This is a genomic window from Paenibacillus sp. NFR01 (assembly GCF_900111565.1).
GTDB lineage: Bacteria > Bacillota > Bacilli > Paenibacillales > Paenibacillaceae > Paenibacillus_AQ.
In genome coordinates this window covers 283273-309300 of sequence record NZ_FOIK01000001.1, presented here as the reverse complement: position 1 = coordinate 309300, position 26028 = coordinate 283273, and the positions used below count along the sequence as shown (strand labels likewise).

Sequence of the window (26028 nt, the reverse complement as noted above, 5' to 3'; positions counted from 1 at the left end):
AGGAGCCTGAAGCAACCTTGATTACCTTCATGAGACCTAAAGTACTGCCGCTGCTTCTTTCCGCTGCACTGCTCGCCGCCGGCGGCATGCTGCTGCTGCAACGAGCGCCGCAGCTGCTGCAGAGCGCTTATACGGATCTGTTCAAGACGGCGTTTCTCGGCATCCTGCTTGAAGCGCTGCCGTTTGTATTGCTCGGCGCGCTCCTCTCCTCTCTACTGCGCGTCTACGTCCCGGACGAGTGGGTATCGCGCTGGATTCCGAAATCGCCGGTTCTCGCGATTCTGTTCGGCTGCGCGCTTGGGATCGTCTTTCCCGTCTGTGAATGCGGCATGATTCCGCTCGTCCGCCGTCTCATGCACAAAGGCATGCCGCTGTATGTCGGCATCGTATTCATTCTCTCCGGCCCCATTCTCAACCCCGTCGTGTACGGTGCGACGATGACAGCGTTCCGCGCCCATCCGGACATCGCTTACGCCCGATTGGGTCTGGCGTTCGCCGTCGCGGCGTTGATCGGCCTCATCGTCTACGTAACGGCCAAACGTCCGGTCCTGCGCCATTCCCTGCGGGGCGAGGGCATGGAGCCGCATGACAACAAAGCGCGCGGCGGCAAGGCCGCCGCCGCGCTGGTCCATGCGGCGGACGAATTTTTCGAAATGGGCAAATATTTGATCGTCGGCTGCCTGCTGACCGCGGGCATTCAGACGTTTCTGGAGCATGACAAGCTGGCGGCCATCGGTGAACGCCCGCTCGGTTCATACTTCTTTATGATGGGACTGGCTTTTGTCCTGTCCTTATGCTCAACATCCGATGCCTTTGTCGCCTCCACGTTTTTGCACACCTTTCCGGAAGGCGCGCTATTGGCGTTTATGGTGCTGGGCCCGATGCTGGATTTCAAGAACTCGCTGATGCTGCTGTCACTGTTCAAAACCCGTTTTGCGCTGTATTTATTTTTCTTGATCTGCTCAATGGTTTTTACGGGTTCGGTGCTGCTGTCGCTATGGCTGTAACCAGGTTCTAACAAGGGGGCGACTAAAAATGAACGATCCGCGGAGCATCCGCTTCCACTATATGATCCGTGCCGTCCTCCTGCTGGCTTTTGCGCTGTATATCGGCCGGCTGGTCCAGCAGGACGCGCTCCATTATTATGTCGCGCCGAAGCTGGCCCGCTGGATCCGGCTGTGCCCGATCCCGCTTGCGCTGATGTCCCTCAGCCTCGCCGCGCAGGCATTGCTCGGCCGGGCCCGCGCCTTGTGCGACTGTGAGCACAAGCTGCCCCGCTCGCTGCCGGGCGGCGCCGCACTGTACGGGCTATTTCTGCTGCCGCTGCTGCTTGGCTTCCTGCTGCCCGACCGGGCGCTCGGCACCGCCGCCGCGGCCCGAAAAGGGTTGGCGCTGTCTTATGTGTCGCCGGAAACAGGCGCAGGTAGATCCATCGCCGAGGAGCCGTATCAGCGGGAGTTCACCGCACTGGCCAACCGGCTATACGCCCTGCCCGTAATTCCGGTCTATCCGCAGCTCTTTTCCGAGACATTCGGCGCCATCGATCTGTACAAAAATAATTTTGAAGGCAAAGACATCGTCTTGTCCGGCTTCCTGTATAAAGACCCGAAAGCCGAGGACCCGGCGTATGCCGTCGGCCGTTTCCTGGTGCAGTGCTGCACGGCTGACGCGACCCCGCTTGGCATCCGGATTGATCCGGCAGCGCAAATAAGCTTGCCCGCCGATACCTGGATCGAGGTGCGGGGCAAGCTTCACGTGGTGCCGTACGGCGGCGGAGAGATCCTGCAGATTACGCCGGAGCGGCTGACGCCGCTTGACGCACCCGCCACGCCGTATGTGTACGCGAACGGGGATTCCGTCGCCGCCTGGGAGGAACTCCGGACCTCGGCCAGGCTCAAATGACCGCGTCGATGCCTTCGTCATCGTCAATCGAGCTGCGCGGATTGACGATTTCGACCATCTAATCCCCGCGTTTCATCTTCAGGAATTCGTGATTACCCTCTCGCCCCTTATTTCAGCCGTTTCATTACGGCCCGCAAACCCAGCGTAAGCAACGCAAGGATAACCAGCACGACGGCCAGCGTAACCAGCCGCTCGCTGCGGCTTCCATCGGCAAACAGCACCGGACCCAGCCCAAAAAAGATCACCAGCAAATAAAGCACCGCAAAGAGCAGATACAGCACGATTTTCATGTCCGTCCCCCCGATCCTACTCTTCCGCTATTCCTTTACGCTGCCGGATATGCGCCGACCATTCGCTCAGCACGCGGTCGATGTCCTCGGTCCGGATTGGCTTTGAGATGAAGTCCTGCATGCCTGCCCGCAGGCACATGTCCCGGTCCTCTTTGCGGGCGAAGGCCGTCGCGGCAATGATGACCGGAGAAAGCCCTAGCTGCTCGCGGATTTTACCGGTCGCTTCAATACCGTCCATAACTGGCATCTGGATGTCCATGAAGACCAGGTCATACGGTTTATCCAACACGGCCCGTACCGCCAACTCCCCGTTCACCGCCACATCCGAGCTATATCCCCGTTTCTTCAGGAACATCTGCATCAGATGCGCATTGATCGGATGATCCTCGGCAATCAGAATGGAGAGCGGGCCGTATTTGCCTACCGCTGCGGGTGCCGCCGCTGACTCGCGCCGCGTTTCCGCCGTGACGGCTTTCTCCGCTATGGCATAGCCGGCATTCTGATCGCCCGGAATCCCCCCACGGATTGTAAAATAAAACTCGGCACCGGCATTCTCCTCGCTAACGACCCCGATGATGCCTCCCAGCAGCTCCGTTAGCTTTTTGCTGATCGCCAGGCCTAAGCCGGTTCCTCCATATTTGCGGTTAATCGATGGGTGCAGCTGGGAAAACGACTGGAACAACTGGCTTTGGCTGTGCCGCGGAATGCCGATGCCCGTGTCTTTAACGGTAAAACGCAGCTGCAGCTCGCCGGAATCGGATGTTTCTTCCGCTTTGACGGCAATCTGGATGCCGCCCGTCTCCGTAAACTTGACGGCATTTCCGACCAGATTGACGAGAATCTGCCGCAGCCGGGCTTCGTCCGTCACAATCAGGGCAGGCACCGATTTATCCATGTCCTCCTGCAGCCACAGCCCTTTCTCCTTGACGCGCGGATAAAACAGCTCCGTCACGTCCGAAACGACCTGTCGCAGGTCGACCGGAGCCGACTCCAGCGTCATCATGCCCGCTTCGATTTTGCTGAAATCCAGCACTTCGTTAAGAATATGCAGCAGCGAACTGCCGCTTTTGCCGATAATCTCCGTGTAATAGCGTTGCTCCTCCGTCAGTTCCGTACCCGCAAGCAGATCGGCCATGCCCATGATTCCGTTCATCGGCGTCCGCAGTTCATGGCTCATAATGGCCAGAAATTCCGATTTGGCCCGGTCGGCCTGTTCCGCCGATTCCTTGGCGCGCATGATTGCTTTTTCCTCGGTAATATCGCGGAAGACGACGACGACGCCCCGCCGTTCCCCACCATCGTAAAGCGGCGACATGCGGAATTTCGTAAGAAAGCTGGAGCCGTCCCGCCGCCAGAATGCTCCTTCCAGCTCCTCGTACAAATGGTCATCCAGCCGTTCGCGAGGCGAGGATTTGGCACCGCCGGTATACGCCTCCACATTCGATAGCGACTGCTCCAGGTTATGAAGCATCGCCTTGCCCGGCAATTCGCCGGATTCGAAGCCCAGCATCGCCGCTGCCGCCGGATTGACAAACACCGTTTGACCCTGAAGGTCGATGCCGACAATGCCTTCGGAAACGGAATTCAGGATCAGCGCATGCTCGTAGCTCAGCTTCTCAATCTGCTGCAGGTGCCGCTTCTGCGCAGTGATGTCGCGGATAATGGAAAAAACGCCCACAACCCGGAAATCTACTTTAATCGGAACCAAAATGATAATGACCTCGACAAGCTGCCCATTCCGGTGAACCATCCGGCTGTCGAAGGTCTGCGCTTCTCCGTTCACCGCCTTTTGGAAAGCGGCCTCCACAACCTTCGATTCTCCCGGATCGAGAATGTCGCCTAGACCGCTGCCAACCAGCGTTTCGTGTGCATAGCCGGTCAACTGCGTCAGGCCCTGATTGAGCGACTCCATACGTCCCTCGAGGTCCATGGCGCTAATCGCCGACGGGTTATAATCAAAGAGAGACTTATAACGGTTTTCGCTTACCCGCAGCTGTTCTTCCATCTCCCGGCGTCCCGTGACATCCCGGCCAATCGTGAGCACCTCGCGCACTTGCCCTTGCGCGTCGCGCAGCAGTTGAAACGAGCATTCCACCCACAAGTAATGGCCGTCTTTATGGCGGATACGGCGGGTGTAGACATCGGTATCGGAATAAAGCATGCCCTTTTGCGTCATCTCGATCATATCGATCTCGTGGTAATAATCCGGACGCTTGGTGCCGATCATCTCTTCCGCATTATATCCCAGCGTCCGTTCAATAGAGGGCGATACATAATGCAGGATTCCGTCAGGCGTACCCAAAGAGATCATGTCCGGCATGTTCTGAGCTATCAGCTGATACAGTCCAAGCTTGTCCTGCAAAAACTGCTCCCGTTCCACCTGTCCGGTAATATCAGTGATTTCCGCAAAAAAGAAACGCGGCTGCCCGTTTTCGTCATCTTCTCCAGCCCAGGTGTGCACACGGCCCCAGCACTGCTTCCCGTCTTTTAGGAGCAGCCGGCATATCGCCGTCTTTTCCGTTCCCGGCGCTTCAAACCGTCCGTCATTTATTGCTTCTGTTTCCGTGCTACCGGTCACGATATCCGAATAGTGCAGTTCATGCAGTTCTTGTTCCGTGTAGCCCACCAGCCGGCTCAGCGCGGGATTGGCTTCAATAAGCCTACCGTCTTCCGCTGAAAATACGGCAAAGGCTGTGGAGGATCGCCAAACGATCGATTTCAGTAGGTAGTCGGACAAGGCTCGGCCTCCTCGATGAAAGTAAGGACAAATATTACTACCAGTATACCTTGTTTTTTAAGTATCCGCTTGCCAAATCTATACAAAGTTCTTGATTCGGAAGACTTGGTGACAATATAGGTTCAACGAAGCAGCGCTCCGCCCGCCGCCAGGGCGTTGCCAACTGCGGCGGGCCTGACCAAACCGGCGCTAGGCCGCAAAAATCAATAAAAAACCTCTCTTCGCCGGCAATGCCGTGAAGGGAGGTTGATCGCAATCCATCGTAATCGGACGCCTAGGAATCGGCCGATGGCGCAGCGTTCATCAGCATTTGAGCACCAGAACAAACGCCATGGAATGTCCGCCCGCCTCGGCGTACAGGTCGCCGTCCATCTTCCGCAGGAGCTGCTTGCACATGTACAGCCCCAGCCCGTTGCCGGGCTTTCCCGCGCTGTTCGAGCCGCGCCAGAAGCTGGAGAAAATATGCGGAAGCTCGCCTGGAGGGACCGGGGCGCCCGAATTTTCGATCCGGATCAGCTGCCGGTAATCCTCTTCATGGAAGGTAATGCCGATTTCGGCCCCGTCTCCGTATTTCATCGCATTCTCGATGATGTTATCTATGGCTTCCGCCAGCCGCTCCAGATCGCCGAAGAGCAGCTTGTCCCGGTAAGGCCCGATCGTGAACCGGGTTTTGAGCAGCGCCAGCTTCTCTTTGCTGTGCTCTTCGACCTTGGCCATTAGCTCGCCGAGATAAAATTCGCCGCGTTCCACCGCAACTTCGCTCAAGGACGAAACGGAGGTCGCAATCAGGTCGCCGACCAGCTTTTCGATCATCTCCGCGTTCTCCTCGATCCGTCTGGCGCATTCGCCGCGCTTGGCCTCGCTTTCGTACAGGTTGCCGCCGAGCGCGGCGGCATACAGCTTGATCGCGGATACCGGCGTTTTGATGTTGTGCGAAACCGAGGCGATCAGGGTCTGCCGGTCCTTTTCCAGCCGCAGATTGGTGTTCCGCTGGGCTTCCAGCGTCTCGCGCAGCATCTCCAATCCCCAGACGAATTTGCCGAAGAAACGGTTCCGGTTCTCTTGCAAATGCGGAGTCAGCCTGCCTTTGGCCAGCTCCAGCGGCAGCTTTTCCATGCTATGAAAGGGTTTGATAATCCGGTGTTTGATATAGATCAGCAGAGCGAAGACAAGCAGAATCACTGCCAGAATCAGGACAAGGGCCGTCTCCTCGGCCATGCCGCCCTTCCCTTGAACGGAATAGGCAAACCGCACATACTGAACAATAGCGCCATCCGCATACACCGGCAGAACCATGAACTCCTCATCATGCCTCAGTCCCGCGCCGCCGAAGAAAAGATCGGCGTTTTTCCGCGCGGCCTGCGCGTCTAACACTTCCATCCGCGTGATCGGACTGTCTGCTGCCCGAACGACATCTTCCGCCGGTACGCCGCGATTAAGCTCCGCCGTGATCCGGTTGGCCTCCACCCTGTACGCATGATCGCGCTGCGGCGTACCTGCATGGAGTGCAGTCCACGTATACACCGCTAAAACAATGCAAGCGGCGATGGCTGTCCACATGAACAGCCGGTTATACCGTTTCATATTTGTAGCCGACGCCCCATACCGTGGCGATATGCCGCGGTTCTTTCGGATTGGCTTCAATTTTCTCGCGCAGCTTGTTGATATGGACCGTCAGGGTCGACGGCTCGCTGAAGCTGTCCGCGCCCCACACGCGCTCGAACAGCCACTCCTTGCGCAGCGCCTTCCCTTTGTTCTCCAGAAGCAGCACGAGCAGATCGTATTCCTTGGCGGTCAGCGGAACAGGCTGTTCGCCCCGGAAAACCTGCATCGCCGCCCGGTTAACCGTAATCTCGCCCGCGCAGAGCATTTGCTTGTCATCGTTCAGGTCATAGCTGCGCCGCAGATGGGCTTTCACTTTCGCCAGCAGCAGCTGGACACTGAACGGCTTCTCCAGATAATCGTCTGCGCCAAGCTCCAGGCCGATGATCGCATTGTCGTCGCCGCTGTGCGCACTCATGATGATTATCGGCAGATTCGCCCGGCGGCGGACCGCGCTGCACACTGCAAAGCCGTCCAGCTCAGGCAGCATAATATCGAGCAGCAGGAGCTTCGCCGGCTCTTGTTCCAGATAAGCCAGCCCTTCCTCCCCGCTTGCGCATACCTGCACGGAATATCCTTCGCGCTGCACAAAATCGCGGATTACCCCGGAAAGCTCTTCGTTATCTTCGATAATGAGAATATCAACCACTTGCTCACATCCCTGTATATTGCTATATGTCCGGCCGTTTACCAGCCCATGTCCATCAGCCAGCCCGTGAGGCGTTTCTCTCTTTCGGCCGGAGGCTGCGCCGCCTCGTATTTGCCGAGCACAAGCTCGCCCTGAATGTTGCCGTCCACGATGTACAGCACTTTATCCGTAGCAGCCGCAACCTTGATGTCATGGGTGACAATCATAATGGTCGTGCCTTCCCGGTTAATCCGGCCCAGCTCGTTCATGACTTCCTTGGCAGCCCGCGAGTTAAGCGCCCCGGTCGGCTCGTCGCCGAACAGTACCTTTGGCCGGTTGATAAGCGCCCGGCAAATGCAGGCCCGCTGCAGCTGACCACCCGATACCTCGGTGATATCCTTGGCGGCCGTATCCATAATGCCGAGCTTGCGCATCAGCGTGTCCGCTTCGGCGTTGACGTCCTTGCGTGTCCGTTTAACGGCTCCGCCTTTCAGCGCCTGATAGCCGGATAAAATAATATTATCATAGACGCACAGGTTTTTGAGCATATGCATCTGCTGAAAAATGAACCCCATCCGCCGCAGGCGCAGCTCCGCCATCTGTTTCTCGCTTAGCGCGGAGTAGCTTTGCCCGTCGAAAACAACCTCTCCCGCCGTCAGCCGGTCCATACCGCTTACCGTATAGAGCAGCGTGGATTTGCCCGAACCGGACGGGCCCATGACCGAGACGAATTCGCCCTCTTCCAGCGTAAAATTGACATTGCGCAGCACATGGTTTTGCTGTTTGCTCACGATATAGGTTTTGCATAAATCTCTTACCTGCAGGACTGCTGCCATCGTTTATTCCTCCTGTATGCATTATGGATACGTTATTCTTCGTTAATGTTCCATACCTGAATTTTGCGGATTTGCCCCGAGCTGCTGTACACCGCAAGCACGACGACGGCAAAGATAAGCAGCGGGCACAGCACGTATACCTGGACGGGATCGATCACGAAATTCAGCTTCGTAATGCCGAAGACGCGGAAGATCATTCCCGCAAGTCTGGCCCCCAGCAGATTTCCGGCAAGTATGCCCAGGATGACGGAAGCGGCGGACAAGATAAGAATGCGCAGGCTTTGCCAGATCCGGATGTTGCCGTTCGTAAAGCCGAGGCTTTTTAGAATCGCTATGCCCTTCACTTCCTTGGCGATCAGAAGCCGGACAAACAGGCTGGTGATAAAAAAGGCGATTAGGCTGACCACCGCCACGATGACGGCAATGACGAGCCGGAGCTGGTCAATAAAGCCGCCGGTGACGTCGCTCATCGTTTCCTGCGCATCTTTGATTTTGATATCGGTGAATTGCGTTCGCATCTGCCCGATCAGCTCTGCTTTGCTCTCTTGGCCTGGATGAATGATCCCGGAGAACTGATACGATTCGGCAAACTCCGGCTGGACGGAATCCGGCAGTCGAACCATATATCCGGCGTTGGAGATCGTTTGAAAAATCCCCGAAACCAGATAAGACTTCCGGACGCCTCCGATTTCAAAAGTGACGTTGTCTCCCATCCCTACGCCGAAGTGCTCCGACATAATAGAAGTAATGGCAATCTCGTTGTCCAGCTTCGGCCCGCTTCCGCGCAGATAGTCCCGCATTTCGGCGGCCGGCTCGTTTTTCATGCCAAAAATGTTCATATTGTCTTTGCCGTCCGGAGAAATGTACTTAGTATTGATCATGTAGGTAACAGCCAGATCGACATCGAACCCTTTCGTTTTAAACGCCGTTTGCAGCGAATCCCGCTGGGAGAGCAGCTCTTTCACCGGCTTGCTGTTCCCTCCGGTCTCCGCGTAGAAGTCGCTGGCGGGGAGCCCGAAATAGGTCATAAACTGCGGACTCATTACCGTATTGTTGAGATTGACGGGAATCACGATTATCATCGCGCTGAGGATAAACGTTAAGATTAACGTCGAATACCCCTTAAGCCGGTTCAGCACATCGCTGACCGCCAGGAACAGCGGAGCCGGCATGCGGCCGCGGCGGTGAAAATAGATTTTGCGCGACGCCTTGAACCGTTCCCCCGTCTCCCCCAGCCGGATCGCGTCAATGGCCGAAGCCCGGTTGACCCTGCGCATGCACATTTGGCAGAAGAGCAGCGTGAGCGCGACAACCGCAATGATGCTAAAAATGGTGATCAGCGTGCTGGCGATACCCTCCGGCACAATGATGAGCCTGGAGATTTTGCGCGAGAGCAGTCCCGTAAGCCACAGGCTGGCACCCAGACCGATCAACCCGCCGGTTGCAGACAGAAAAAAATATTTGGCCATATACAAATTCCGGATCTGCGCATTGCGGAAACCGATCGCCTTCAGCACGCCGATCTCCCGGTAATCATCCTGGATCGTGGAGACGATGGTGAAGCGCAGCGTAAGAAAGGCGATAAAGATCAGAAACAGGCTGACCACAAACAACATCGCCGAAGTAATGCTCTCCGTCAGATACGACATCTTTACCATCGACTGATCGACACTGAAGGTCGAGGGAAGGTCCTGCTCCGAATACGCAGCCCCGAGCTGCCCGGAATGGCCGGGACGGTCCGCCACGAAGCTCCATTCCCTGGCCCGCTCCTCTTCCGATGCCTTGGCCCAAAGTGCGGCAAAATCGCTGTCCGTCAGCAGCAGCCGCTTCAGCGATACAAGATCCGCCCCCAAATAAGCATCCTTGAAAAATGTTTTGACCGTGAAGGTGCGGACTTCTCCGCCGATTTCGATCCCCAGCTTATCGCCGGCCCGGAGGCCTGTCGTACTCTGAATGTAGACCGGCAGCGCGATCTCGCCCTCTTTCAGCACAAAAGGCTTGTTCTGCATATTGAATACCAGATTCACTTGCTCCGGCACCATGGCCGCCTTAAGGCTAAGATTGCTCGACAAAGGCCGTGTGCCGGAAGGCATATGCAGCTGCGGGATCGACAGGTTGAGCTGTTCTTCGGAATGGACAGTGCCGATCCGGCTTTCCCGCTTGGCCCACGCTTCGATTTTGCGGGTATTCTCCGCATTGTCGGGCAGCGAAATCATAAAATCGGCAACCTTGCTGGTTTTAATAAAGCTGCCGAGCGCCGTTGTCGTCGAGTACATCAGGTTGGTGCTGCTGGCCAGCAGGGTGGAGGCCAGGATAATGATAACGAGCAGCACGGTGTTCATCGTCTTTTTGCGCCGTAAATCCTTGCCCAGAATTTTTAGAAACACGCCGGGTTCCCCTCTCCTCTATGTAATGAACCCAGTATAAATAGATATTTATTAAATAGTCCTTAACTATTGGCAAAAAACAGCGCGCAGCAAAAAGCCCCCGGCTTACCGGCGGCTGAAGGATAATCATGCCGGTGCCTAGGGGCAGATCCGATGATAACAGGAAGGGCAGGTGCAGTTTATGCGAAAAATCGTTAACGGCCTTACGCTTGCCCGGATCGGACTGGCGTCGGTCCTCTTCTTCCCCGGGCCGCTCAGCCCCGCCTAGCGGGTTTCAACCGCGCAGCCCCCTCTGACGGTTACGTCCGCTTCATATAAGCGCGCACGGTGATCGGGGCGAAAACGGCTACGATCACGGCAGCGCCGAGCAGCGACCAGAGCAGGTCGCTGCCCATGGAGCTTTCGTTCACCAGTTCGCGGACGGCCGAGACAAGATGCGATACCGGGTTCACTTTGACGAACCAGTGGAGCCAATCCGGCAGCGTGTCGGCCGGCACAAAGGCGTTGGACAGAAACGTGAGCGGAAACAGCACGATCATGGAGATGCCCTGCACGCTCGAAGCGCTCCGGGCAATTACGCCGAAAAACGCGAATATCCAGCTGACCGCCCACGAGCAGAATATAACGAGTACGGAGGCCAATACGACATTGTGAATTCCGCCATCCGGGCGGAAGCCCATGATGTAGCCCATAATGAAGGTCAGCACCGTCGCAATCGTATAGCGCACCGTATCGGCGAGCAGCGCACCGGCCAGCGGAGCGATCCGGGCGATCGGCAGCGATTTGAAGCGGTCAAAGACGCCTTTCTCCATATCCTCGCGCAGCTGGACCCCCGTCACGATGGAGGTGGTGATCACTGTCTGGACTAGAATGCCGGGAATGATGACCGGCAAATAGCTTTGCACATCGCCCGAGATGGCTCCGCCGAAAATATAAGTGAACATCAGCGTGAACAGGATGGGCTGAAACGTAACGTCGAACAGCTGCTCCGGCGTACGCCGGATTTTCAGCAATCCGCGGTAAGCCATCGTCAGCGAATTACGGACCGCCTGCCCCACGCCGGCGCGGTTCTTCAATTGGCGCTTGGCGCCCGGTTTGATCAGCGTGCTCATGCTTGCACCTCCTGCTTCTCCGGCGAATTTCCGGTCTCCTGCGGCTCTTCTTCCTTCACGCCATGGCCGGTGATGGTCAGGAAAACCTCATCCAGCGTTGGTTTCTGGACGCTCATCTCGGCTAAGGAAATGCCCTGCTCCCGCAAGGCGATCAGCAGGTCGGTGACCCGGTCGGCATCGGCCATCGGCGCCGTGATTCTTCCGCCTTCCACGGCAACGCCGGATGACGCCTGCAGCACTTGCTCCACCGTACGCTTGGCAAGCTCGAGATCAAGCGGATCCCTCACCTGAAGATGCAGCGAAGAGGTGCCGATGGAAGCCTTGAGTTCATCCGCCGTACCCTCGGCTACAACCTTGCCCCGGTCGATCACCGCAATACGGTCGGCCAGCTGATCCGCTTCCTCCAGATATTGCGTCGTGAGCAGCACCGTCGAGCCGGTGTCCACCAGCCGCCGGATCGTCTCCCACATCTGCGTGCGGGTGCGCGGATCAAGCCCGGTCGTCGGTTCATCCAGAAAAATCAACGGCGGCTGCGCGATCAGGCTCGCCGCCAGGTCGAGCCGGCGGCGCATCCCGCCGGAGAAATGCTTCAGCGGACGTTTAATCGCCTCCATTAAACCGAATTCCTCCAGCAGCTCCTCCGCTTTGCGCCGCGCCTCCGCCCGGCTTAACCCTAGCAGCCTGCCGAAAATCATCAGGTTTTCGATCGCGCTGAGCGATTCATCCACCGAGGCGTATTGCCCTGTGACACCGATCAGCTGGCGCACAATTTGCGCTTCCTTCGTCACATCATGGCCGAAGATACGTGCCGTTCCGCCATCCGGCTTAAGCAGCGTTGCCAGCATACGGATGGTGGTCGTTTTGCCTGCTCCGTTCGGCCCCAGTACGCCGTAAATCATGCCGGTACCCACCTTCAGATCCACGCCGTCCACTGCAAGATTGCTGCCGAACGCTTTGACAAGCCCCTCCGCTTCGATGGCCAGGCTGCCGGCAGACGCTGCTGCAGCCAGCCTTTTCTGTTCGTTCATGTCCGTTACCTCCCGATTATCCCAAAGGTTTCTAATCCCGCTTTTATTTAATCAGAAACCCGCTCCTTTGGAATCCGCCGGGAGATGTATCCTGTCTTCGGCCTGCAGACCTCACATCGCCGTTCCCGCGATGTAGCTTTAATTCCAACCGGTAACATCGTTTTGATTTACGGAAGCAATGTCGGACGGATCACGATTTCGTTGACGCTGGTATCTTCAGGCTCGTTGATGGCATAGACAATGGCCCGGGCGATGCTGTACGGCGAGATGGCCAGGCTGCTAAAGTGGGCTGCCATTGCCTGTACTTCTGGACTTGTAATGCCTTCGAGCAGTTCCGATTCGGTCATTCCGGGACTGATAATAGTCGTCCGGATGCGGGATGCTGCAGATTCCTCCTTGCGCAGCCCTTCGGATATCGCCCGGACGGCGGTTTTGGTGGCGCTGTAGACCGCCGAGGTCGCATTCACCTCATACGCGGCGACCGAAGCGGTATTGACGATATGCCCTGATTGCTGCTGCCGCATGACCGGCAGTACGGCAGCGATGCCGTTCAGCACGCCTTTAATGTTGACGTCAATCATCCGCTCCCATTCGCCGGTTCGCAGCTCGGCCAGCCGCGAGCCCGGCATAATCCCGGCGTTGTTGACGAGCACGTCGATGCGCCCGTAGTGCTGAAGGGCAAACTCCGCCGCTTTTGTCATGTCTACCGCCGACACAACATCCGCTTGGATAAAAGCGGCTTCGCCGCCCGCTTGCAGGATCTCTTCGACAATCGCTTGCAGCCGGTCGGCCCGTCTGGCCGCCAGCACAACTTTGGCGCCTTTTTGCGCAAGCAGCCGGGCAGTCGCTTCGCCAATCCCGCTGGACGCACCTGTAATCAGAACGACTTTGGATACGATATTTTCCATGAATGAACACTCCCAATTCGAGGATTACAACCGGCAAATTAATGAACATGCGTTGATTAATTGTCGCTTGTTGATTATCATTATAGAGAGAAGCGAAGGTTATTCAATCGCTAATCTGCGCGCGTTTGTCCTTTATGCGACACGGGGTGCGCGAATGTTCAATAACGGAAGGAGCGAGACGGCCGATGAAGACCGAACCCACCGAACCGAAACTTGACCGGCGGATCGTCAAGACGCGGGAGGCAATCAATAAGGCGTTTCTGGAGCTTTTCGCGGAGAGAGAGCTGGAGCAGATCACAATTAACGATATCGCGGATCGGGCAAACGTGAACCGTGGCACCGTCTATCTGCATTACGCCGACAAATACGATCTGCTGGACCGGTGCATCGAGGAACACTTAAGCCAGCTGATCACCTTCTGCGGTGACCATGATCCGGAGCGCAAGCCCGGGGCAATGGCGGATGAGCTCGAGCCGGTATTTATTTATCTGCAGGAACACTTCAAGTTTTTCGCGGCCATGCTGTCCGGCGAACGGACCCGCATCTTCCGGGAGCATCTGATGCAGTTCATCTCGGTCAACGCAAGGCAAGCGCTGGAACGGCGGGCTGAGCCGCTGGAGATCGACGCCGAGCTGAACGCCCAGTTCGTCGCCTCGGCGTTTGTCGGCATCATGGAATGGTGGATCCGTGGGGACATGCCCCATCCGCCGCGTTATATGGCCGAGCAGCTGCGGCGGATGTTCGAGAAGAACGATGTCCGGCACTGACTGGCGCTTGTCGCTGAGCGAATGGAGAATGTGGATGAACAAAAAAAGGCAGAGAGCATGGCTCTCCTAAGGAGAGTTTCGCTCATTCTGCCGAATCATAGGTCGCAGCGGTTCGCGTGCCGGTCTACTTCTTATCCGGCGCTTCCTCTCTACCCGATTCCACTTGCCAACCCGCTGCGTCTTGTCTCTCCGCTGCTATCTCTCTACCCCCTGCGTCCTTCCCAATTACATGACGAGGCGCTGCTGGCGACCCGTCCGCCAGCTCTTCGCCGGCCTCCATCTGCGCGCGTACGGCGCGAAGCCGGAGCGCTCCGGCCGGAAGCTGACGGGTCGCCCGCTTCTCATCCGGCCTTACTGCTACCCTTTTTTTCACGTAATACAATCCCGAATACAGTGCAATCAATGCCAGCCCGGCGAGCAGACCGGCGGATTGTCCGGCGATGAAAGGCATGCTTGCCACAATTCCGATGATCCCGAGCAGCCCCAGCCAGGAGGAATAGGGAAACAAGGGAAGCTGGCAGAATGCTTCAGCCGAACAAGGCGTTCGCCGCCGCCATTCGTAATGCGAAGCCAAAATGACGAAATAGGCAAAGAGCAGCGAAAAACCGCCCGAGCTGATCAGGAAGACATACACACTCTTGGGCAGCACAAATCCCAAAGCCAGGCCGGCCAGCATAGCGACGCCGGAGAACAGAATCCCCCGGTACGGAATGTCGGTCTTGTCCTTCAGCCAATGAGGAGCATGGCGTTCATCGGCCAGCGAGCGGATCATTCGGCCCAATCCGAAGGTTGAAGCCAGCATCGTGGACAGGATCGCCGTCAGCATGACGATGTTGATCAGGTTGCTTGCCCAGCCCATGCCCCAACGGGACAAAGCCAGTACAAACGGACTTTGATCCGAGATAATGCCCGAAGTCGGGAACAGCGGCAAAATAACGGCGATCGCGGCAACGTAAAGGACGACGAGGCTGATCAGCGTCCAGTTGATTGCGCGAGGTATAGTCTTTCGCGGATTCTCTACCTCGGACGCGGCCAGCCCGATCACTTCAAATCCTGCATACGTGAAAATAACGATCAGCATGCTGCCCGCAATCCCGGCAATTCCGCCGGGGAACCACGGCTCCGCCCGCAGTTCCCCCGCGCCGACCGCAGCGTTCCCGGGAACGAGTCCGGCAATGATGGCCAGCCCGATGGCAACAAAGCCCGCAATTGCCAGCAGCTTCACCAAAGCCAATCCGCTCTCCAGATGGCTTAAATGCCGGGCCCCCAGCAAATTAAGCAAGGTAACGCCGATAATAATGACCATCCCCATCAAAATCGGCGGGATGCCCGGAAACCATGCCCGGAGAAAGGTAGCGGCGGCAATGGATTCGCTTGACATCGCCAGAATCAGACCGGTCCAGTACACCCATCCGGTGACGAAGCCCACGCCCGGACCGAAGCTCCGCTCCGCATACGTCCGGAACGACCCGGCCACCGGATCCGCTGCGGTCATTTCGGACAAGGCGTAGAGGATGATGTATACCAGCACGGCGCCTAGCAAATAGGAAATGACGATACTCGGCCCGGCTGCCTTGATGGCCACCCCCGACCCCAGAAAAAACGAGCCGCCGATAACCGTCCCCAAAGCCAGCATCGTTAAATGAAACGTTGATATCCTGCGTTTATTGCCGTTCTCCACAGCGTATGGCCTCCTTATCCTTCATATGAAATTAAAGGAAGTATTCACGGAATGAGGAAAAAATATGTCGCCTACCGCATGTAAACCTGACAGGCCTCTTCCATGTAGCGCTTTCACGAAAAAAGACCCGCAAAACCGGGACTTTACTCCGCTTCCGCTGCAAAATGCGTCACAGCCTCATGTCGAGAAATGTCATATACTGAGTGCGCGGCCTGCTAATTACATATAATTCCAAGGAGGAAATCTGCTGATGATGTGGAAGGAAAAGTATACGCTCGGCGTCGAAATGATCGACCAACAGCATATGGAGCTGTTCGAGCGTGTCGAGAGCTTTTTGATCGTCCTGCGTTCCAAAGACGAATGGGAAGCTAAGGTCGAGAAAGTAAAAGAAACGCTCGACTTCATGAAGGCCTATGTGGTTAAACATTTCCACGACGAAGAGTGCTACCAAAGAGAAGTCCATTTCCCCGACTGTGACCGGCATTGCGAAATTCATGCGGCCTTCACCGCGGAAGTTCTGGAGTTTGTGCGGATGTTTGAGGAGCAGGGCTTCCAGGAGCCGCTGGTTCAGAAGTTTGCAGGTAAACTGGTTGCCTGGCTGATCAACCACGTAGCTGCATCCGACCAGAAAATTGCCGATCACATTCACCGACTGGGGGTAGAAGCATGACGGATCTCGTTCATCCTTTTTTCAAAGCAACGCAAGAGGTATTTCGCCTGATGCTGGACTTGGATATTCAAAAGGCTGCCCCTGAACAGGTCGCGGAGCTTCAAAATAAAGCGCTGTACGTCAGTATCGGCATTATCGGGGACTTGGAAGGCAAGATCGATTATTGTTTTCCCGAAAGTATGACCCTTGAGATCGTCCGCATCCTTTCCGGCATGGAAATGAGCGAACTCGATGATTTTGTGACCTCTGCCATCAGCGAAGTGGTCAACATTATTAGCGGCAACGCCATGACCGGCCTGTTCGAGAATCAGGTTCAGTGCGATATCCAGACGCCTCATATCCAAATCGCCGAGGCCAATGCGGAATGGGGACAATCCGGCAACTTTCTTTCGCTGGAGACCAGCATCGGACCGCTCCTTGTCGACATCCAGCTCACCAATAAAGCTGCCTAAGATTTCCTTCATGAACAGGCCTACCGGGTTTACCCGGCAGGCCTGTTTTGGCCGGCAAACATGCACAAAATGCAAATAAGACCCGCAACCGCCGAAGCGATTACGGGTCTTATTTGTAAGGTGTTATGCGGTCGAGAGGACTCGAACCTCCACGGGGGGTTAGCCCACACGGACCTGAACCGTGCGCGTCTGCCAATTCCGCCACGACCGCAAATTATGTATCCGGCGATGCAATCACCGTAATTAAGAATATACAGGATTCCAACAAGAAATGCAAGCACTTTTTCTGGTGTGCTGTTTATTTGTATATATACCTTAATAATCATAGACAAATAATAATTTCGCTTTATTATTTAATGTAATGATAAACATATACTAAATGAACGAAGGTGAGCTGTTGTGGATTCAACGGATTATAAAATTCTTAGGACATTGATGGACAATGGACGGATCACTTGGTCCGAACTTGCCGGCATGCTCGGGCTCTCTTCCCCTGCCGTAGCCGAACGCGTACGCAAGCTGGAAGAGCAAGGCATCCTATTGGGCTATACTGCGCTTGTCGACGCCGACAAGACCGGCATCGGCCTGACTGCGCTCGTTGCGGTTTCGCTTGAACGGCCGTCGCACCGGGAAGGTTTTCTGCAGCTTGTACACCGGCTGCCGGAAATTCAGGAATGCCATCATACCGCTGGCGACGATGATTATATCCTGAAGATCCGCTGCCGCGGCACCAAAGATCTCGACCGCATTATCAGCGATGAGCTAAAGAGCTTGCCCGGCATTGTCCGTACCCGCACGACTATCGTTCTGGGCACGGTAAAAGAAACGCCGAAGCTTCCCCTTCCTCCGGAGGTGCAGCCATGATGCCGGTGCATGCATTGTTCAGCGGCATCGGATTCGGTTTGATCGTGGCGGCTCCGGTCGGCCCGATTTCGGTACTGGTCATGAACCGCGTGCTTGGCCGCGGGTTTAGGGCAGGGCTGGCCACCGGCGCAGGCATTGCGCTTGCGGATGGGCTATATGCCTGCATTGCCGTTCTCGGCTTCAGGGCCGTGAACGCATTTTTCTCCGCATTCGCTGCGCCGCTGCGCTTGTTCGGATGCCTGTTTCTCGGTTACCTGGCGCTTCGCATGCTGTTCTCGCGTATTGGCGAAACATCGGTGCAGGATAGGGATAAAAGCATGTGGCATAACACGGTATCCGGCCTGCTGCTTACGCTGTCCAACCCCGTGACCATTCTCAGCTTCGCGGCACTCGCGGCATCGCTGGGCAGCGGAGCCGGCCGTTCCTGGCTGCTGCCTTCGGGAATTATGCTCGGCTCAATTATCTGGTGGCTGTTTCTTTCCTTGCTTATCAGCTGGCTGCGAGGCAAAATCTCCTCCGCTTTCAGCCGCAAGCTGACCTTTGCCTCCTCGCTCATCCTGCTGTTGTTCAGCTTATACGGTTTTCGTAATGCACTATTTTTCTTATAGTTACAAACTATAATTCCCATTGGAATTATATATTTCACTTATAAGCCATAAAAATGCTATAACCTAAATGAACATTATCGGAGATAGCGGAGAGGAGAAATTATGGAACAACGATGGAATACGGGTAGTTATGATGCAGACATGGCTTTTGTATCAAGGTTCGGCCAATCGCTGATCGAACTGCTTGCGCCACAAGCCGGCGAACATATCCTGGATTGGGGCTGCGGAACCGGCGATCTGAGTCTGAAGATCGCGGCCAGCGGCGCAGTGGTCACCGGCATCGACGCCTCGCCGGAGATGATCGAGACCGCGCGGCGCAAGGCGCCGGCGCTGTCTTTTGTGCTGGCGGACGGCCAGCGCTACACCGCGGAAGCGCCTGCCGACGCGGTCTTCAGCAACGCGGCGCTGCACTGGCTGCAGGATGCGGACGGCGCGGCGGCGAGCATCGCCGCGAGCCTGCGGCCCGGCGGACGGCTCGTGGCCGAATTCGGGGCCGACGGCAATATCGCCTCCGTCGTTGCCGGGTTGCCGCGCGCTTTTGCCGCGGCCGGCTGCAGCCCGCTGCTGAATCTGCCGTGGTATTTTCCGACCGTAGGGAAATACGCTACTCTACTGGAGCGGCACGGCTTATACGTCGAACTCGCGCTGGTCTTCGACCGTCCGACTCCGCTGGAGGGCGGCGAGGAAGGTTTCCGCCGCTGGATGAACGTGTTCGCAGACGGCATCTTGTCCGTTTTACGGACAGAGGAGCGGGAGACCGTTCTGCAGTATCTGCAAACGGAGCTGCAGCCGCTGCTGTTTCATGACGGGGTGTGGACCATGGATTACCGCCGGATCCGCGTCGTTGCCCGAAAGCGGAAATGAACGCAGGATTCCGCCGCCGTCTCCCCTTCCTTTTGAGCCTCATTCTCTAAAAGAAGCTTGTCCGCGGATGAAGCAGAGACCGCCGGTCCTTCAGGACCGGCGGCGCTGCATAGAGGCCTTTTTAACCATTAAACCCAGAGAGATTTCGTGATGATAACGAGCAGGATGAAGAGAACCAGGATGGCTCCAGTCGAAGTAAACATGCCACCATATCCAGCTACATTTTCGCTCATGACAATTCCTCCTTTTGCCTTGAATACACGTACAATATGTAAATTTCCGCATTCCGGTCTGGGTTCCGGGAAAATTGGGCGGATCCCCACCTCAAACCAGCCGCTGTCTGAGGCACTGACCGGATCATCGTCATCGGAGAGCCTGGCCCTTCGATAAGGGAGTCGCACGGCAAGCTACACATAGCAAGAGACTTGTACAGACTAAATTAGTGACGTGTTAGAAAGCACGACCGATCGGAGTATGGAACAACTTTACGGGTGGACTAGGGATTTGGTGCGTCTTTGTGGCTTGGTGCGTCTTTGTGGCTTGGTGCGTCTTTGTGGCTTGGTGCGTCTTTGTAGCTTGGTGCGTCTTTGTGGCTTGGTGCGTCTTTGTAGCTTGGTGCGTCTTTGTGGCTTGGTGCGTCTTTGTGGCTTGGTGCGTCTTTGTGGCTTGGTGCGTCTTTGTGGCTTGGTGCGTCTTTGTAGCTTGGTGCGTCTTTGTGGCTTGGTGCGTCTTTGTGGCTTGGTGCGTCTTTGTGGCTTGGTGCGTCTATCACAAAAAGTGCCGAAGCGAATAATCGCTCCGGCACTTTTTTGTGCTCATATTAGACTCTGCAGTCACCGCCTTATTGCCGCCTGATGCCCTGGTATACAGAGATTCCTGGCTAGCGGACCTGAGAGCCGTTATTTGTGACAAAACCCGCTTTTTCTCGTTCACTATTGACACCAGAGCCGTTATCCGCACATTTTCGGCGCTTATTCAGCTCAATCAGCTGATATAACGGCGCTGAGGTCCGTTAGACTGTGAAATACGCCTATTTCCCGCAAATAGGGGCGCTCATGTCCGTTACTGCTCCTCTATAAGTTGCTTGTAGGCATATATCGAAGTACAACGTTACTCAAGAGTTAGAATCTGCGGCGGTGTGCTAACCGGAAATACCGTAACTGTAGTTTGGAGCGCGTGGGTAGAAGCGGAAACCGTTGATCCGATGATGTGCAGGGCTGAGCGGATGGGCCGGACTGAGCAAACCCAGTACAATGAGTTGCTGCAGTCGGTTAGAGCGTGTTCTGAGCGCGCAGTTTTTTCGATCGGACGGATCATAGCGTCCTAGCACACTAGGCCCAGCAGAACGCGCCAAACGCCAAAGCCAGAGCCGAAGCCGGTGGCCCCGGCTGTTCAGCAGTCCAGGCGCATCACTCCGCCGCCCTGCCCAGAAACCACAGCGCCAGCTCGCGGTAGAACCGGATCGAAGCGAGGTACGCTTCGAGATCGACCCATTCGTCCGGCTGATGCGCCATGGACGGCTCGCCGGGACCGTAAATGAGGACGGGGATGGTGCCGTCCTCATGCAGCACCGAGCCGTCCGTATAATACGGCACGCCGCAAACCTCCTCCGTCCCGGCGATATCCAGCGCCGTGCGGATCAGCGCCTCCCCTGGATCGGTGTACACCACGCTCCGGTCCAGGAGCTGCCGCACCTCGCAGCGGTAGCCGGGAGCCCGCCCGCTGAGCTTCGCCAGCTCGGCTTCAAGCTCCGCGAACAGCGCCGCGTGACTCTGCGGCGGGACCGTGCGGATGTCGACGTCGATCTCGCAGCGGTCGGGAACGACGTTCGTCTGGATGCCGCCGGCGATGCGGTTGACCGACAGGCTGCCGGACCCAAGCACCGGGTCCGCTCCCTGCCACTGCAACGAATGACGGCGCAGGAAGGCGATGATCTCCATCATGCCTTCCACGGCGTTGAGCCCAAGCTGCGGCATCGAGCCGTGGGCGCTGCGCCCGTGCAGCGTGATGCGCAGCCACAGCGCGCCTTTATGGCCGACCGCCACCCGGCTGCCGGTCGGCTCGGCGATCACCAGGCCGTCCGGCTTCCGGCGGTCCGGCCGGGCGGCGTACAGGCGGGCGCCGCAGCTATCCACCTCTTCCCCGGCGGTCGCCAGAAAGAGCAAATCGCCGCCGAGCTTGATGCCTTCCAGATGCAGCGAGACGGCGGCCAACAGCATGGCGGCCAGCCCGCTTTTCATATCGGACGTGCCCCGCCCGTACATCCGTCCGTCTGCGAGGACCGCGCCATTCGGCGGATAGACGCCCGCTCCCGGCGCCCAGGCGCCCACCGTATCCAGATGGCCGCAGAACATCAGCGTTCGCGTTCCGCTCCCCGGAAACACCGCTTCCAGATTGCCGCGCCCTTCCCCAGCCTCGAGGAGTTCGCCGGCGATTCCATGTTCCTGCAAGAAAGCCTGCAGCTCCGCAGCAAGTTTCATTTCGTTGCCCGGCGGATTGCAGGTATCCGTCTGAATCAGGCGCTGTAAAAAAGGGATCGCAAACTCCCCGGAGGTTACATCATTATTCATATTGGCGCCGCTCCTCTCACGTACAGAGACCTATAATATTTTCGTATAAATGTCATTTCATAGGAATTTACACCGGATTTAACAGCTTTTCAACGAGATAAATCACTAATTTTCATAAACTATTCCAGATTTATAGGTAAAAATACCCTTGGAAAGAATTGACTGTTAAATAAGAATGTAAATATAATTGAACAATACCAATCTTTTGAAAGGATGAACCCGGAAATGGTAGAAGCAACGAATCCCAGCAATCCGAATAACGAAGGCGGAAGACACGAGATGTGGCTCGACAACGAGAATAAAGTGTTCCACATTGACCTGTACGGCTTTTATGGTGTCGACGACGCTGAACAATTTTTCGTAGATTACGAGAAATACACCACTCCGCTGAACCAAAAGGATTACAACATCGTGATCAATTGCATTAATCTGTCTACGTTCAAAACCGATATTCTTCCTTACCTGAAAGAAGCCTACAAGGCTTACGCCGAGTTCAAATCCGTGCACTTCATCAATCCGACCAACTCCATAGGACAGATGCAGCTGAAGCGGATCGCCCGGGAAGTCAATCTGCTCGAACAATTCCAGTTTGTCAACGCTGAATCGGAATTGGCCCTGAAGTAACTGCGGATCAACCAAAAGCCAGCCTTTGCGTTGGCTTTTTTTGCAAGCATGTGATGCTAATATTTGAGAGGGGAAGAATAATATGACAAATGCGAATGTTAAAATTAAAAAAGTATCTGTTTACCATCCTGACCACATTGTAGATAATGATTACTATTTTAGCCATTTTGACAGTCAGGGCAAAGACATTCGCGGTTTGCTCGCGGTGACCGGCCGCAACAAACGTTATCTGTCGACCGATCCGAACGAAACGCCGCTTACGATGGGCATCGAAGCCGCACGGCGCGCACTGGCCGAATCCGGCCTTGCGGCAGAGGATTTGGATATGATCGTATTTTCTTCCGGCACTCCCGAATATGTACAGCCCACCAATGCCTTGAAGGTCCATCACGCACTGGGCGGTAAAAGCTCGGCCCGGGTGTTCGACATGAACGCCAACTGCGTCGGCATGGTCATTGCCCTGGAGCAGGCCAGCCGCCACATCATCGCCAATCCGCGGATCAAATACGCGATGATCGTCGGTGCGGAGCAAATGAACAAATACTCGCGCACCGACGAAGAGGTTCCCTATGCCAATTTCGGCGATGCCGCAGCCGCACTGATTCTGGAACGGGTGGAGGACGAAGATTGCGGTATCCTGGATTCCTCGTATTACACCGATTCTTCGATGCATGATACGATCGTGCTGCCGGCAACGGGCTTCTCGAATATTTACCGCCAAGACCTCAGCGAATACGACAAGCGGATCGAATGGCTGCCTTTCGACACCGACGAGGCGTTCATCAGCGCCCGAAATGCCATTGAGCGTTCGCTGGCAGACAACGGTTTAACCAAAGCCAATGTCAAAAAATATTTCCTCTCCCAATTCGCCAAGAAAAATATCGACGGAATCTGCGAACAGCTCGGCGAAGATTTGGACAAGTTTAAATATGTCGGGGACGAATTCGGCTATACCGGTACCAGCAGCCCGTTCATCGCGCTGTCGAAATCCATTGAAGAAGGCGAAATCGAGCGCGGCGATCATATCGTGTTCTGGTCGGTCGGCGCAGGCATTACATCCTGCAATATTCTGTTCCGTTATTGATTGCCGCAAAAAAACCGGGGTGCGCCGGAGAAACGCTGAATTTATGGAGACACCGTAGTGCTCCTCCAGAAAAATTCACCGATCGCCGGGCGCGCTCCGGTATTTGGTTTACTCGGCGCGTTCGGGGTTTGAGCCTTCGCTCCATTCCTTCAGGAACTGCTCCAGGTACAGCTCCATAAAGCGGTGCCGCTCCTCCGCCAGCTTCCGGGCATACGGCGTATTCATCAGGTCCTTGAGCTTCAGCAATTTTTCATAAAAATGATTGACCGCCGTCCCTTTGGAATAATCGCGGTATTCTTTCTGAAGCGTCTCGTCCCGGGGGGAAATTGCCGGATCGTGAACCGGACGGCCCTTCGCGCCCGAGAATACCATCGTCCGGGCAATGCCGATCGCGCCCAGCGCATCCAGCCGGTCGGCATCCTGCACGATCCGTCCTTCCAGCGTCGCCATCGGCGCACCCCCTCCTCCGGCAAAAGACATTGTCGCGATGATTTGCATAATATGCGAAATGACATCCCGGTCCTCCAGATGTTCTTTCAGCCAGGTTTCCACTTTATGCAATCCCGCTTCCTTGGACGGATTCAGTTTCTCGTCCGCTACATCGTGAAGCAGCGCGGCAATCGTGCAGATCAGCACGTCCCCTTGTTCTTCTTCCGCGATCCGCGCCGCCATCCGGCGCACCCGGTCCGTGTGCCACCAGTCATGGCCCGTTGAATCCTGTTCCAGCTCCCGTCTGGCAAAGCTCTCCGCTGCGGCAATCATCTCTGCATTACTCAATATATTGGCCTCCCTGCCTTATGTATCGGAATTCCGCTTGCGGTCTTGATCCGATTCCGCTATAATGACCCTTAATCAAGTCCGAAGGGAATGGACCCTATGATCCGCATCACCAGCATACAAAATCTTTATTACCATCACAAGCAGCGTTAGCACCCTTGAATGTATTCAGGGAGGGCTAACGCATTTCGCGTTCGACCTCCCTGCGGCATACCAAAGCGCGCAGGACCACGGGGTCCGGCGCGTTTTTTATTTGCCGTCATCATCGCAATCATTTATTTAAAGGAGCTGCTGCACATGCAAAACGTTAAAGGGACTTATGATTTTATCGGACGGGAACAAGCCGTCCGGCTGGATGTACAAACGACGCTGCGGGAGTTGTTTGAGCTGTATGGTTTTGAACCGGTGGACACGACGGTGCTGAATGGGCTGGAGCTGCTGACCTCCAAATATGCCGGCGGGGATGAAATTTTGCGCGAAATGTACCGGTTAACGGATCAGGGCGGACGCGAGCTCGGCTTGCGTTACGATCTGACGATACCTTTTACCAAAGTGATCGCGCTAAATCCCGGTTTGGAATTCCCGTTCAAACGGTACGAAATGGGCAAGGTCTTCCGCGACGGTCCGGTCAAAAAAGGGCGGCTGCGCGAATTCATGCAGTGCGATGCGGACGTCGTCGGGATTGCCGGGCCGCAGGCCGAAGCCGAGCTGCTGATGCTGGCCTCCGATGTCTTCCGCAAGCTGAAGATCCCGGTCGTCATCAAGTGGAATAACCGCCGTTTTCTCGGCGAGCTGCTGGAGAAGGTCGGCGTGCCCGAGGAGGAGCTGTTGTCCGTCATGCTTACGCTCGACAAGCTGGCCAAGGCGGGCAGTGCCGGAGTGATCGCGGAGCTGGAAGCCAAAGGTTTAACGCAGGAAGCGCTAACGGCAATCGGCGATTTGCTGTCCGGGCAGCAGCCAACGTTCGATGAGCTTGCCTCGGCTTACGGCCTCGAAGGACAGCCGGGGGCGCTGGAGGTTCAGTCGCTGGAACGGCTGCTGCGGGCGGCGGGACTCGGGGAACAATGCATATTCGACGCGTTCCTGTCGCGGGGACTATCCTTCTACACCGGAACGGTGTATGAAATATTCGATGCAAGCGGCGCCTATACCTCAAGCCTAGGCGGCGGGGGCCGGTACGATACCATCATCGGGAAACTGCTCCAAAGAGATGAACCGGCATACCCGGCGGTCGGCATTTCCTTTGGCATCGAATCGATTATGGCCATGCTCGGCGAACGCGTTCTGCGGGAGCGTCCCGCACCGGTACTGATTCTTCCGCTTGGCGATTATATGGCGGAAGCACTCGGTGCAGCCGCCAGCTTAAGAAGCGCGGGGATCCGCTGCGAGGTGGACGGCGGAGGGCGGAAGCTTAAGAAGGTGCTGGCTTCCGCCTCTGCCAGAGGCGTCCGTTTCTGTCTGATCATCGGCGAAGAGGAAGCCTCGCTTGGCCTGGTGCGGCTGAAGGATATGCTTGAGCAGACGGAGGAGCTGATGACGGCGGACAAAGCCGTTTGGCGCATTGAATAGAACAACATGTGCAGTGAGCGTACTGCCCCGGCCGGATGCAGCATCTCTTGTTGGCGACGACGGCAAAA

Annotated in this window: 24 protein-coding genes and 1 tRNA gene; 11 read left to right on the top strand and 14 right to left on the bottom strand. The window is 56.2% G+C overall.

What is annotated here, in order from left to right:
* Positions 1-17 precede the first annotated feature (17 nt).
* Entirely contained in the window at positions 18-1007 is a 990-nt protein-coding gene (locus BMW84_RS01345; RefSeq protein WP_254772826.1) for a permease, read from the top strand.
* Between the two features lie 28 nt (positions 1008-1035).
* Positions 1036-1902: a TIGR03943 family putative permease subunit gene (locus BMW84_RS01340; RefSeq protein ID WP_091063632.1), complete on the top strand. Its 867-nt coding sequence runs from the start codon at positions 1036-1038 to the stop codon at positions 1900-1902.
* 107 nt (positions 1903-2009) lie between these two features.
* Here BMW84_RS01340 and BMW84_RS01335 read toward each other — a convergent pair whose 3' ends face one another.
* The 9 genes from BMW84_RS01335 to BMW84_RS01295 form a co-directional block, all read right to left on the bottom strand.
* Positions 2010-2192: a DUF6954 family protein gene (locus tag BMW84_RS01335; RefSeq protein WP_091063631.1), complete on the bottom strand. Its 183-nt coding sequence runs from the start codon at positions 2190-2192 to the stop codon at positions 2010-2012.
* A 16-nt stretch (positions 2193-2208) separates the two neighbouring features.
* Positions 2209-4929, bottom strand: a complete 2721-nt coding sequence (locus BMW84_RS01330; RefSeq protein WP_091063628.1) for a PAS domain-containing hybrid sensor histidine kinase/response regulator — start codon at positions 4927-4929, stop codon at positions 2209-2211.
* Between the two features lie 303 nt (positions 4930-5232).
* Positions 5233-6513, bottom strand: a complete 1281-nt coding sequence (locus tag BMW84_RS01325) for a sensor histidine kinase (protein WP_091063626.1) — start codon at positions 6511-6513, stop codon at positions 5233-5235.
* Positions 6500-7180, bottom strand: a complete 681-nt coding sequence (locus tag BMW84_RS01320; protein ID WP_091063623.1) for a response regulator transcription factor — start codon at positions 7178-7180, stop codon at positions 6500-6502. Before BMW84_RS01320 ends, BMW84_RS01325 begins: the two co-directional genes overlap by 14 nt.
* A gap of 38 nt (positions 7181-7218) precedes the next feature.
* Positions 7219-7995 carry an ABC transporter ATP-binding protein gene (locus tag BMW84_RS01315; RefSeq protein WP_091063621.1) on the bottom strand — a complete coding sequence of 259 codons (777 nt, stop codon included), beginning with the start codon at positions 7993-7995 and terminating at the stop codon, positions 7219-7221.
* A 32-nt stretch (positions 7996-8027) separates the two neighbouring features.
* Positions 8028-10382 carry an ABC transporter permease gene (locus BMW84_RS01310; RefSeq protein WP_091063619.1) on the bottom strand — a complete coding sequence of 785 codons (2355 nt, stop codon included), beginning with the start codon at positions 10380-10382 and terminating at the stop codon, positions 8028-8030.
* 299 nt (positions 10383-10681) lie between these two features.
* Positions 10682-11494 (bottom strand): ABC transporter permease, encoded by an 813-nt coding sequence (locus BMW84_RS01305; RefSeq protein ID WP_091063617.1) that lies wholly within the window; start codon positions 11492-11494, stop codon positions 10682-10684.
* Positions 11491-12522 (bottom strand): ATP-binding cassette domain-containing protein, encoded by a 1032-nt coding sequence (locus BMW84_RS01300; protein WP_091063614.1) that lies wholly within the window; start codon positions 12520-12522, stop codon positions 11491-11493. The genes BMW84_RS01305 and BMW84_RS01300 overlap by 4 nt, the downstream gene beginning before the upstream one ends.
* A gap of 167 nt (positions 12523-12689) precedes the next feature.
* A complete protein-coding gene (locus tag BMW84_RS01295) occupies positions 12690-13430 on the bottom strand; it encodes an SDR family oxidoreductase (protein WP_091063612.1) in 741 nt (246 codons plus the stop codon).
* 185 nt (positions 13431-13615) lie between these two features.
* Between BMW84_RS01295 and BMW84_RS01290 the strand changes: the two genes are divergently transcribed.
* Positions 13616-14197 (top strand): TetR/AcrR family transcriptional regulator, encoded by a 582-nt coding sequence (locus BMW84_RS01290; protein ID WP_175498633.1) that lies wholly within the window; start codon positions 13616-13618, stop codon positions 14195-14197.
* A gap of 124 nt (positions 14198-14321) precedes the next feature.
* Here the strand turns inward: BMW84_RS01290 and BMW84_RS01285 are convergent, their stop codons facing one another.
* A complete protein-coding gene (locus tag BMW84_RS01285; RefSeq protein WP_091063607.1) occupies positions 14322-15878 on the bottom strand; it encodes an amino acid permease in 1557 nt (518 codons plus the stop codon).
* Between the two features lie 250 nt (positions 15879-16128).
* Between BMW84_RS01285 and BMW84_RS01280 the strand changes: the two genes are divergently transcribed.
* Complete coding sequence (locus tag BMW84_RS01280; RefSeq protein ID WP_091063605.1) at positions 16129-16548, top strand: bacteriohemerythrin; 420 nt, start codon at positions 16129-16131, stop codon at positions 16546-16548.
* Positions 16545-17000 (top strand): chemotaxis protein CheX, encoded by a 456-nt coding sequence (locus BMW84_RS01275; protein ID WP_091063603.1) that lies wholly within the window; start codon positions 16545-16547, stop codon positions 16998-17000. The genes BMW84_RS01280 and BMW84_RS01275 overlap by 4 nt, the downstream gene beginning before the upstream one ends.
* A 126-nt stretch (positions 17001-17126) precedes the next feature.
* Here BMW84_RS01275 and BMW84_RS01270 read toward each other — a convergent pair.
* A tRNA-Leu gene (locus BMW84_RS01270) sits at positions 17127-17211 on the bottom strand.
* Between the two features lie 188 nt (positions 17212-17399).
* On the opposite strand from BMW84_RS01270, the gene BMW84_RS01265 reads away from it, so the two are divergent.
* The 3 genes from BMW84_RS01265 to BMW84_RS01255 all read left to right on the top strand — a co-directional run bounded on the left by BMW84_RS01265 (position 17400) and on the right by BMW84_RS01255 (position 19336).
* A complete protein-coding gene (locus BMW84_RS01265) occupies positions 17400-17864 on the top strand; it encodes an Lrp/AsnC family transcriptional regulator (RefSeq protein ID WP_175498632.1) in 465 nt (154 codons plus the stop codon).
* Positions 17861-18472 (top strand): LysE family translocator, encoded by a 612-nt coding sequence (locus BMW84_RS01260; RefSeq protein WP_091063600.1) that lies wholly within the window; start codon positions 17861-17863, stop codon positions 18470-18472. Before BMW84_RS01265 ends, BMW84_RS01260 begins: the two co-directional genes overlap by 4 nt.
* A gap of 102 nt (positions 18473-18574) precedes the next feature.
* Complete coding sequence (locus tag BMW84_RS01255) at positions 18575-19336, top strand: class I SAM-dependent methyltransferase (RefSeq protein ID WP_091063597.1); 762 nt, start codon at positions 18575-18577, stop codon at positions 19334-19336.
* A 128-nt stretch (positions 19337-19464) separates the two neighbouring features.
* On the opposite strand, the gene BMW84_RS24905 is transcribed toward BMW84_RS01255, so the two are convergent.
* A complete protein-coding gene (locus tag BMW84_RS24905) occupies positions 19465-19569 on the bottom strand; it encodes a YjcZ family sporulation protein (RefSeq protein ID WP_217646109.1) in 105 nt (34 codons plus the stop codon).
* A gap of 1176 nt (positions 19570-20745) precedes the next feature.
* Positions 20746-21906: a M20 family metallopeptidase gene (locus BMW84_RS01245; RefSeq protein ID WP_091063594.1), complete on the bottom strand. Its 1161-nt coding sequence runs from the start codon at positions 21904-21906 to the stop codon at positions 20746-20748.
* Positions 21907-22131: 225 nt separating this feature from the next.
* Between BMW84_RS01245 and BMW84_RS01240 the strand changes: the two genes are divergently transcribed.
* Both BMW84_RS01240 and BMW84_RS01235 read left to right on the top strand, forming a co-directional pair.
* On the top strand, positions 22132-22530 hold the full coding sequence (locus BMW84_RS01240; RefSeq protein ID WP_091063592.1) for a hypothetical protein: 399 nt from the start codon (positions 22132-22134) through the stop codon (positions 22528-22530).
* Between the two features lie 82 nt (positions 22531-22612).
* On the top strand, positions 22613-23614 hold the full coding sequence (locus BMW84_RS01235) for a ketoacyl-ACP synthase III (protein WP_091063589.1): 1002 nt from the start codon (positions 22613-22615) through the stop codon (positions 23612-23614).
* Positions 23615-23722: 108 nt separating this feature from the next.
* Here the strand turns inward: BMW84_RS01235 and BMW84_RS01230 are convergent, their stop codons facing one another.
* Complete coding sequence (locus tag BMW84_RS01230; RefSeq protein WP_254772825.1) at positions 23723-24391, bottom strand: HD domain-containing protein; 669 nt, start codon at positions 24389-24391, stop codon at positions 23723-23725.
* A gap of 297 nt (positions 24392-24688) precedes the next feature.
* Between BMW84_RS01230 and BMW84_RS01225 the strand changes: the two genes are divergently transcribed.
* Positions 24689-25960 carry a histidine--tRNA ligase gene (locus BMW84_RS01225; RefSeq protein ID WP_091063587.1) on the top strand — a complete coding sequence of 424 codons (1272 nt, stop codon included), beginning with the start codon at positions 24689-24691 and terminating at the stop codon, positions 25958-25960.
* The last annotated feature ends 68 nt before the right edge of the window (positions 25961-26028 follow it).